The sequence below is a fragment of the Ruegeria sp. CDSB117 genome, assembly GCF_059611005.1.
This window is the reverse complement of the sequence record NZ_JBXWOS010000007.1, coordinates 191,893-202,144: the sequence shown is the minus strand read 5'-3', so window position 1 is coordinate 202,144 and position 10,252 is coordinate 191,893. Positions and strand designations below refer to the sequence as shown.

General features: G+C 57.0%; 8 protein-coding genes. 1 reads left to right on the top strand and 7 read right to left on the bottom strand.

Annotation, left to right across the window (positions count from 1 at the left end; genetic code table 11):
• The 4 genes from AC2FJC_RS10520 to rpsL all read right to left on the bottom strand — a co-directional run.
• On the bottom strand, positions 1-206 hold a 206-nt coding region (locus AC2FJC_RS10520; RefSeq protein ID WP_496739456.1), incomplete at its 3' end, for a GTP-binding protein.
• Positions 207-266: 60 nt separating this feature from the next.
• Positions 267-2,384 carry an elongation factor G gene (gene fusA, locus AC2FJC_RS10515; protein WP_496739455.1) on the bottom strand — a complete coding sequence of 706 codons (2,118 nt, stop codon included), beginning with the start codon at positions 2,382-2,384 and terminating at the stop codon, positions 267-269.
• An 18-nt stretch (positions 2,385-2,402) separates the two neighbouring features.
• Positions 2,403-2,873: a 30S ribosomal protein S7 gene (rpsG, locus tag AC2FJC_RS10510; protein WP_008756926.1), complete on the bottom strand. Its 471-nt coding sequence runs from the start codon at positions 2,871-2,873 to the stop codon at positions 2,403-2,405.
• Between the two features lie 15 nt (positions 2,874-2,888).
• Positions 2,889-3,260, bottom strand: a complete 372-nt coding sequence (rpsL, locus tag AC2FJC_RS10505; RefSeq protein WP_005621086.1) for a 30S ribosomal protein S12 — start codon at positions 3,258-3,260, stop codon at positions 2,889-2,891.
• Between the two features lie 385 nt (positions 3,261-3,645).
• On the opposite strand from rpsL, the gene AC2FJC_RS10500 reads away from it, so the two are divergent.
• Positions 3,646-4,452 carry a putative rhamnosyl transferase gene (locus AC2FJC_RS10500; RefSeq protein WP_496739461.1) on the top strand — a complete coding sequence of 269 codons (807 nt, stop codon included), beginning with the start codon at positions 3,646-3,648 and terminating at the stop codon, positions 4,450-4,452.
• Here the strand turns inward: AC2FJC_RS10500 and AC2FJC_RS10495 are convergent.
• From AC2FJC_RS10495 to rpoC, 3 genes are all read right to left on the bottom strand, one after another.
• Entirely contained in the window at positions 4,437-5,306 is an 870-nt protein-coding gene (locus AC2FJC_RS10495; RefSeq protein ID WP_496739454.1) for a DMT family transporter, read from the bottom strand. The two genes, AC2FJC_RS10500 and AC2FJC_RS10495, sit on opposite strands and share 16 nt — an antisense overlap.
• Positions 5,307-5,393: 87 nt before the next feature.
• The gene (locus AC2FJC_RS10490) at positions 5,394-5,849 is read right to left on the bottom strand and encodes a macro domain-containing protein (protein ID WP_496739453.1); all 456 of its coding nucleotides are present in this window, start codon (positions 5,847-5,849) and stop codon (positions 5,394-5,396) included.
• A gap of 135 nt (positions 5,850-5,984) precedes the next feature.
• On the bottom strand, positions 5,985-10,226 hold the full coding sequence (gene rpoC / locus AC2FJC_RS10485; protein ID WP_496726641.1) for a DNA-directed RNA polymerase subunit beta': 4,242 nt from the start codon (positions 10,224-10,226) through the stop codon (positions 5,985-5,987).
• Positions 10,227-10,252: the final 26 nt, after the last annotated feature.

The following is a 10,252-nucleotide window of genomic DNA, read 5'->3' as shown; positions in this document are numbered from 1 at the left end:
GTGTCGGTCTCGTATTCCACGTGGGCGGTCGAGATGGTGATGCCACGTGCTTTTTCTTCAGGCGCGCCGTCAATCTGGTCATACGCTTTGAAGTCACCGAAATACTTGGTGATTGCTGCGGTCAGCGTGGTCTTGCCGTGGTCAACGTGGCCAATCGTGCCGATGTTGACGTGCGGCTTATTACGCTCAAACTTTTCCTTTGCCATGATGGCCTCCTTTTTCGGTAATGAAGGGAGCCCCTGAACAGAGCTCCCTCAAATCTTCGCTTATGCGTATTTCGCCTGGATCTCGTCCGAGATGTTCTGCGGAACCGGATCGTAATGATCGAACTGCATGGTGAACTGGGCACGGCCCGACGACATCGAACGCAGAGTGTTGATGTAGCCGAACATGTTTGCCAGCGGCACGAATGCGTCGATCGCGATGGCGTTGCCACGGTTTTCCTGACCGGAAACCTGACCCCGACGTGATGTCAGGTCGCCGATGATGCCGCCGGTGTATTCTTCCGGGGTGATCACTTCGACCTTCATGATCGGCTCAAGCAGTTTCGCACCAGCTTTGCGCATGCCTTCACGCATACCCATACGAGCCGCGATTTCAAACGCCAGAACCGAGGAGTCCACGTCGTGGTATTTACCTTCGATCAGGGCAACTTTGAAGTCGATCACGGGGAAGCCAGCCAATGGGCCGCTATCCATGACGGATCTGATGCCTTTTTCAACACCCGGGATGTATTCCTTGGGTACCGAACCACCAACAACGCGAGATTCGAACGAATAGCCTTCGCCCGGCTCTGTTGGCGAGATGATCATCTTCACCTCGGCGAACTGACCCGAACCACCCGACTGTTTCTTGTGGGTGTAAACGATCTCAGCTTCGTGACCGATGGTTTCGCGATAGGCCACCTGCGGCGCACCAATGTTCGCTTCAACCTTGAATTCACGCTTGAGACGGTCAATCAGGATGTCCAGGTGAAGTTCGCCCATCCCCTTCATGATGGTCTGACCCGATTCCAGATCAGTTTCCACACGGAAGGACGGGTCTTCGGCGGCCAGACGGCCCAGACCCTGGCTCATCTTTTCCTGGTCAGCCTTGGTTTTCGGCTCAACCGCGATCTCGATCACCGGATCAGGGAAGGTCATGGTTTCCAGAACCACCGGATCGCCGGTCGAACACAGAGTGTCGCCCGTGGTGGTGTCTTTCAGACCTGCCAGTGCGATAATGTCACCTGCGAATGCTTCCGTGATTTCCTCACGGTCATTCGAGTGCATCATCATCATCCGGCCGATACGCTCTTTCTTACCCTTGGTCGAGTTCAGAAGCGTGTCGCCCTTGGCCAGAGTACCCGAGTAGATGCGGGTAAAGGTCAGCGAGCCAACAAAGGGGTCGTTCATGATTTTGAACGCCAGACCCGAGAACGCCATATCATCATCCGCACGGCGGGCGATGTTACGGGTTTCTTCTTCGTCACCGGGTTTGAAGCCCATGTAATCGACAACGTCCAGCGGGCTGGGCAGATAGTCGATCACAGCATTCAGCAGCGGCTGAACGCCTTTGTTCTTGAACGCCGAACCACCCAGAACCGGAACAAACGCGATTTCCAAAGTACCTTTGCGCAGCAGGGCGCGCAGGGTCGGAACGTCGGGCTCATTGCCGTCCAGGTATTCCATCATCGCGTCGTCGTCCATTTCGACGGCCGCTTCGACCATTTTACCGCGCCATTCGTCAGCCATGTCTTTCAGGCTGTCACGGATCGGTGCTTTGACCCAGCTTGCGCCCAGGTCTTCGCCCTGCCACAGCCATTCTTCCATGGTGACCAGGTCGATCAGGCCTTCCAGCTCGGTTTCTGCGCCGATTGGAATACCAACTGGAACAGCACGTGCGCCGGTACGATCTTCGATCATTGCAACGCAGTTGAAGAAGTCGGCGCCGATCTTGTCCATCTTGTTGACGAACACCATACGCGGAACCTTGTAGCGGTCAGCCTGACGCCACACGGTTTCGGTCTGGGGCTCAACACCGGCGTTTGCGTCCAGAACGCAGACGGCACCGTCGAGAACCGCCAGCGAACGTTCAACTTCAATGGTGAAGTCAACGTGGCCGGGGGTGTCGATGATGTTCAGGCGGTGCTTGGGCGAGTCAGCAGTTACACCGTCTTCGGTGCGTTCCCAAAACGTGGTGGTCGCCGCCGAAGTGATGGTGATGCCGCGTTCCTGCTCCTGCTCCATCCAGTCCATGGTGGCTGCACCATCGTGCACCTCACCGATGTTGTGGGATTTGCCGGTGTAATACAGGATGCGTTCCGAGCAGGTGGTTTTACCTGCATCGATGTGCGCCATGATACCGAAGTTACGGTAATGGTTGAGTGTATATTCGCGTGCCATTTTGATAAGCCTCTGGAATTACCAACGGTAATGGCTGAAGGCTTTGTTCGCCTCGGCCATCTTGTGGGTGTCTTCGCGCTTTTTCACGGCAGTACCGCGGGACTGTACGGCGTCCAGCAGTTCGCCCGCAAGGCGCTCTTCCATGGTGTTTTCGTTACGGCCACGCGCAGCAGTGATCAGCCAGCGGATGGCCAGTGCTTCGCGGCGCTCGGGGCGCACTTCGACCGGAACCTGATAGGTTGCACCACCAACCCGGCGCGAGCGAACCTCGACCGACGGTTTGATGTTGTCGAGTGCTTCGTGGAACACTTCGACAGGAGCGCGCTTGATCTTGCCTTCAACGCGATCAAAGGCGTTGTAAACGATGCGCTCTGCGACCGACTTCTTGCCGTCGATCATCAGGTTGTTCATGAATTTGGTTAGTACCTTGTCGCCAAATTTGGCGTCAGGCAGGACTTCGCGTTTTTCGGCGGCGTGACGACGTGACATATCAGCCTCTCCTTCTTACTTGGGACGCTTCGCGCCGTATTTCGAACGACGTTGCTTACGATCTTTGACGCCCTGAGTATCCAGAACACCGCGCAGGATGTGGTAACGCACACCGGGAAGGTCTTTTACACGGCCGCCACGGATCAGAACAACCGAGTGTTCCTGCAGGTTGTGGCTTTCACCGGGGATGTACGAGATGACCTCGAACCCGTTGGTCAGGCGCACTTTGGCAACCTTACGCATAGCGGAGTTCGGCTTTTTCGGTGTGGTCGTATACACACGAGTACAGACGCCGCGCTTCTGCGGGCACTGCTCCAGGTGCATGGACTTCGAGCGTTTTACTTTGGGCTGACGCGGCTTGCGGATCAGCTGTTGAATAGTTGGCATTCCGGTTTCTTCCCCGTTTTGCAACACACATGACATGCACGCGCATTGCGTGCGGCTAAACTTGCTGCGTTCGTGCGTCCACAAGCGCAAAACCCGCGAGCGTTCCCATTCCGAGGTGAACGTCGCGGTTTGTTATCAGAGGGCGCGAACGATAAAAGTGTCCGGGCCTTGACCAGTTCATTACTGGAATCGGTTGTGGGGCGGCCCCCGGCACCGAGATGACGCGCGTATATGGGGAGTCGGCCTGAGTGTCAACAGCACATACCCGACAAGCCGATTGGCAGCGTTTTATCAAGACTTAGCTGCAGCTTCCAGCGCTACTCGCCCGTTGCCGGCAATTGCGGATTTCTGCATAGTGGCCACGAAACTTTTCGATGGACGAAACATGCAAGTCATTGGCCTGTGCCGCTTTTCCTACCCCGCGATCGGCGGCTATCAGGTAGAACACGAAACTGTCGAAGAGCGTCGTCAATACCTGTACAATCCAGAGCGGCTGGAAGAACGGTTTCGTCTTTTCGAAACCACCACCCTGCCCGGTTTTCGGGAACAGACAGACGAGGACTTTGAACTGGTGGTGCTAACCGGTGAATGCCTTCCCCAAAAGTCCATGGACCGACTGTATGATCTAACCTCGGGCATCAGGCAGATCCGCATCGTCAAGCGCACACCAGCCCGGCACCGCCCAGTCGTCAAAGAGGTTCTGCACAGCGCCCGCACCGACCCGGATCAGCCGTGCCTCCAGTTCCGGCATGACGACGATGATGCCGTATCGGTCGACTTTGTCGAACGTCTACGCCTTGCGGCGATTGACGCCAAAGGGCTGACCCGGAATAGCCGGACGGTCGGGCTGGATTTCAACAGCGGGTTTCTGGCGCGGTTTGGACCGGATGGCATTCGCGCCACCCAGGTGTTCCGGTCCCTTTTGGGCGTAGGGTTGGGGATGTATATTGCCGGCGGCTGCAAACACACGATCATGAGCTTCACGCACCATAAGATCGGTCGTTTCATGCCCGTAATCAGCTATCCCGACGCGCCCATGTGGGTCCGTACGCTGAACAACTTCAACGACTCCCCCCATGCCCGCGCCAGCAAGACCGAGCTGTCCCCACTGACACCGGAACAAGAAGGCGAGTTCATCGCGCGATTTGCAATTGAACAGGATAAGGTGCGGCGGGCTCACTCGGCAGGTTGAGATTGACGTTCCCGGAACAGCGTGAAAAGCCCCGCACCCACGACCAGAACAGCGCCCAACATCGTGATCGTATCGGGCCAATCGCCAAAAATGACCCAACCCAGCCCCAAAGCCCAGATCAGGCTGGAATACCGGAACGGCGCGATAAAACCGACGTCGCCTTCGCGCATGACCATGACGCTGCAAAGATATCCGGTCAGAACAAAGACCGCGGCTGAGGCCACCATTATGCCTGCGCCCGGCGTTACCGGCTCCCACCCTGTGACTGCAGTTGCGATCCCTGCGGCCACTGTAATGGAAACCGTCGTCGCCAATGTGACCGTCAAGGACGGAACATGGGTGGACATACGCCTGGTAATCAGGTCGCGTGCGGTGACGGATGCCACGGCAATCAGAGCGTAAATCGCGTAAAGACTGAACCCATCAGGCCCCGGCCGTACAATCAGCAACATTCCTGCAAAGCCCATCCCGATCGCTAGAATGCGGCGCCAGCCGATATGTTCACCAAAGAACAAAACAGCCCCCAATGTCACCGTAAGTGGCAACGCCTGAAGAACGGCCGTTACATTTGCAAGCGGCATATGCAAAAGCGCTGTCAGAAAGAAGAATGTGGCCGACAACTCGGCCAAGCAGCGTGCAGCAACAAGCCACTTGTCGTGGCGCGGAAAGTTCAGGTGCAGCGCCCCAAGATGACGCGCCATCAGAAACACCAATAACGTCGCCAAGAGGCCACGCATCGCAACCATCTGAAACAGCGGCAAGTCTGCCCCCGCAACTTTGATCAATGCATCATTAACGGTAAAGGCGGCCATGCTGCCCATCATCAGCATAGCGCCCTTCACATTCGGGTTCATAGTCGCAGAATCCAATACTCTAAAGAAACACGGATCATTGGCCGTAAGTCCTTGTGAGATGTCAATATGCAACCATGGACCCGTCGGTCAGTCGGGCAAGATCACCAGTGTGTGGTCCATACCCGCAAGAGCTACGTCAATGAGCGGCGCGATCTCTGCCCAATCGCCACCGGCCAGACCTGCACCTATCATCGGATAGCCGATCCGCGATGCGGGGAATGCGCGTGCAATCTTCGAAAAACAACCCGAGATCGCCTCATATTCCACAAGCGGCCCCGGCCCCTCCCAATGAAACTGGGTATAAGCATTAACCACCGCAAACTCGGTCGTACCCCGCGTGACCTGGGCCGAAGAAATCGTTCCGAGTTTTGATCGGGACCCAAGGTCCGTCTGCTTGTCGGCCTCAAGCGCATCAGGGAATTCCACTGCAATCGCCCGTGCTATCCCGGCCCCCATCGCATGGAAGCAATTGCAACCGTGAACGATGACATCAAACTCACCATTCAGTGCAAGCTGTATCAAATCACCCTTGATTGTAAGCATCATGCATCCCTTGGTCAGTGGGTCGCTGTCTTCGAGACTATTCAGTTGTATCACGATTGGGCGAAAGCGCACCAAGGGCAAAAGAAAAGGCCCCGCGAAATCGCAGGGCCTTTCCTTATTTCTATGATGAGAAAGTTACTCGCGGCTTTCCGGTGTTTCCACCAGAACGTCCAGCTCGTCACCGACCATATCGTCATCCATGACCGGCGCAGCCAGAGCAGCGGCCGCTTCGGCCTCTTCCCGGCGGGCTTCGATCACGACGTTGTCGCGGCCTTGCGCAACCTGGCGGACGGCCTGAGTGGCCCCACCGGTACCGGCTGGGATCAGGCGACCAACGATGACGTTCTCTTTCAGGCCGACCAGTTTGTCCTTCTTGCCCTGAACCGAAGCTTCGGTCAGCACGCGGGTGGTTTCCTGGAACGACGCCGCCGAGATGAACGAACGTGTCTGCAGCGAGGCTTTGGTGATCCCCAAGAGGATCGGTTCGCCCTGAGCTGGACGTCCGCCGCGGGCCAACGTCTTCTCGTTGGCTGCGTCAAACTCCTGCTTGTCGACATGTTCGCCTTTCAGCAGAGTGGTGTCGCCTGAGTCCAGGATCTCCCACTTCTGCAGCATCTGACGCACGATGACTTCGATGTGCTTGTCGTTGATTTTCACACCTTGCAGGCGATAGACGTCTTGCACCTCGTCGATCATGTAATCCGCCAGCGCTTCGACACCCATGATGGACAGGATGTCATGCGGAGCCGGGTTACCGTCCATCAGGTATTCACCCTTCTGGATGAAGTCCCCTTCGGCGACCGGGATGTGCTTGCCCTTGGGCACCATGTACTCGATGGTCTCCATGGACTCGTCAGCCGGCTCGATGCTGATGCGGCGCTTGTTCTTGTAGTCGCGGCCAAAGCGCACGTAACCATCAGCTTCTGCGATGATCGCGTGATCTTTCGGACGACGGGCTTCGAACAGTTCAGCCACACGCGGCAAACCACCGGTGATGTCCTTGGTTTTGGCGCCTTCACGCGGGATACGCGCAACGACTTCACCAGCCTCGATTTTTTCACCGTCTTCGATCGACAGGATCGCATCCACCGACATCGGATAGTGAACCGGGTTGCCCGCATCATTGCGGACCGGCTCGCCATCTTCACCAACCAGAATGATCTCGGGCTTGAGGTCGCTGCCTTTGGGGGCGGCGCGCCAGTCGATCACGATCTTCTGGGTCATGCCGGTTGCATCGTCGGTCTCATCGCGGACAGCAATGCCCGAAACAAGGTCAACATACTTCGCGGTACCGGCTTTCTCGGCGATGATCGGCAGGGTGTAGGGATCCCACTCGAACAGCTTGTCGCCACGGGCAACCTTGGCGCCGTCCTTGACGAACAGCTTGGAGCCGTAGCCCAGCTTGTGGCTGGCACGTTCCTCGCCGTGTTCGTCCTTGATCACCAGCTTCATGTTCCGGCCCATAACCAGGATTTCGCCTGCGGAATTGGCCAGAACCTGCGGGTTCTCGAACGAAACCACACCGTCTTGGCTGGCTTCCTGGAACGACTGCTGACCACCTTGCGCAACACCGCCGATGTGGAAGGTCCGCATCGTCAGCTGTGTACCTGGTTCACCGATGGACTGGGCGGCGATGATGCCGACAGCCTCACCCGTGTTGACCCGTGTACCACGTGCAAGGTCACGACCATAGCAGGTGGCGCATACGCCTTCCTCAGACTCGCAGGTCAGAGGAGAACGGATGCGCATCGACGCAACACCGGCTTCATCAATGGTGTCGGCCATGCGTTCGTCGATCAACTGACCCGCAGCGACCAGAACCTCTTCCGTACCCGGACGCAGAACGTCATCGGCCGAAACACGACCCAGCACACGTTCTGCCAGAGATGCAACAACCTCACCATCGTTGACCGCAGCTTCGGCAGTGATCGCACGTTCGGTACCACAGTCGATCTCACGAACGATGCAGTCCTGCGCCACGTCCACCAGACGACGGGTCAGGTAACCCGAGTTAGCCGTCTTCAGAGCGGTATCCGACAGACCCTTACGGGCACCGTGGGTCGAGTTGAAGTACTCGAGAACGGTCAGACCTTCTTTAAAGTTCGAGATAATCGGCGTCTCGATGATGTCACCGTTCGGCTTGGCCATCAGACCACGCATACCGCCCAGCTGTTTCATCTGAGTAACCGAGCCACGCGCACCCGAGTGGGCCATCATGTAGACCGAGTTTGGTTCTTGTTCGGAACCATCCTCTGCCCGATCCGAAGACGAGATCGTGCCCATCATCGCATCGGTGACGCGGTCGTTACACTTCGACCAGGCATCGACAACTTTGTTGTACTTTTCGCCCTGCGTGATCAGACCGTCCATGTACTGTTGTTCAAAATCTTTTACCTGACTTCGGGTCTCATCAACGATGCCCCACTTGTCATCAGGGATGACCATGTCGTCCTTACCGAACGAGATGCCCGCCTTGAACGCTTCTTTGAAGCCCATCGACATGATCTGGTCACAGAAGATAACCGACTCTTTCTGACCGCAGTAACGGTAGACGGTGTCGATCACCTGCTGCACTTCTTTCTTCCGCAGCAGACGGTTAACCAGCTCGAACGGGGCCTTGTTGTTCATTGGCAGCAAGGCACCCAGACGCAGACGGCCCGGAGTAGTCTCGAAACGCTTCTGAACTTCGTTGCCTTCGTCGTCGATCTGCGTGATCCGCGCGGTGATCTTGGTGTGCAGGTGCACTTCGCCGGAATCCAGCGCGTGCTGAACTTCGTCGATCGAACCAAACACCTTACCTTCGCCCGGCATGCCTTCGCGTTCCAGAGTCACATAGTAGAGACCCAGGATCATATCCTGCGACGGAACGATGATCGGCGCACCGTTTGCAGGCGACAGAACGTTGTTCGTCGACATCATCAGAACACGGGCTTCCAGCTGGGCCTCAAGGCTCAGTGGGACGTGCACAGCCATCTGGTCACCGTCGAAGTCGGCGTTAAAGGCCGAACAGACCAGCGGGTGCAGCTGGATGGCTTTACCTTCGATCAGGACCGGCTCGAACGCCTGAATGCCCAAACGGTGCAGCGTCGGCGCACGGTTCAGCATGACAGGGTGTTCGCGGATCACCTCGTCGAGGATATCCCACACTTCGGGACGCTCTTTCTCGACCAGTTTCTTCGCCTGCTTCACGGTCGAAGACAGACCCTTGGCTTCAAGGCGCGAGTAGATGAACGGCTTGAACAGCTCCAGCGCCATCTTCTTGGGCAGACCACACTGGTGCAGCTTGAGTTCCGGACCGGTCACGATGACCGAACGGCCCGAGAAGTCGACGCGCTTCCCTAGAAGGTTCTGACGGAAGCGACCCTGCTTACCTTTCAGCATGTCCGACAGCGATTTCAGCGGACGCTTGTTGGCACCGGTAATCACGCGCCCACGACGGCCATTGTCGAACAGAGCGTCAACGGATTCCTGCAACATCCGCTTTTCGTTGCGGACGATGATGTCTGGCGCGCGCAGTTCGATCAGACGCTTCAGACGGTTGTTCCGGTTGATGACGCGGCGATACAGATCGTTCAAATCCGAGGTCGCGAAACGGCCACCATCCAGCGGAACCAGCGGACGCAGTTCCGGCGGAATGACCGGGATCACGGTCATGACCATCCACTCGGGACGGTTGCCCGACTCGAGGAAGGATTCAACTACCTTCAGACGCTTGATGATCTTCTTCGGCTTCAGTTCACCGGTCGCTTCGGCCAGATCAGCGCGCAGCTGCTCGGCTTCGGCTTCCAGATCGATCTGAGCCAGCATCTCACGGATAGCTTCGGCACCGATGTTCGCGGTGAACGCGTCCATGCCATAGGCATCCTGCGCGTCCATGTACTCTTCTTCGGTCAGCATCTGGCCGTAAGAAAGGTCGGTCAGACCGGGCTCGATGACGACGTAGTTTTCAAAGTACAGAACGCGTTCCAGATCGCGCAACGTCATGTCCAGCATCAGACCGATGCGGGACGGTAGCGATTTCAGGAACCAGATATGTGCGACGGGTGCTGCCAGTTCGATATGGCCCATACGCTCGCGGCGGACTTTCTGCAGGGTGACTTCCACACCGCATTTCTCGCAGACAACGCCGCGATACTTCATCCGCTTATATTTGCCGCACAGACATTCGTAATCTTTGATCGGGCCAAAGATACGCGCGCAGAACAGACCGTCACGCTCGGGCTTGAACGTCCGGTAGTTGATGGTTTCGGGTTTCTTGATCTCGCCATAGGACCAAGACAGAATCCGCTCGGGCGACGCCAAGGAGACTTTGATCTCGTCAAAGACTTTCGGCGGCGTCAGCGGGTTGAACGGGTTATTGGTGATTTCCTGGTTCATTTTGCGTCCTTACAAATTGGGATGGG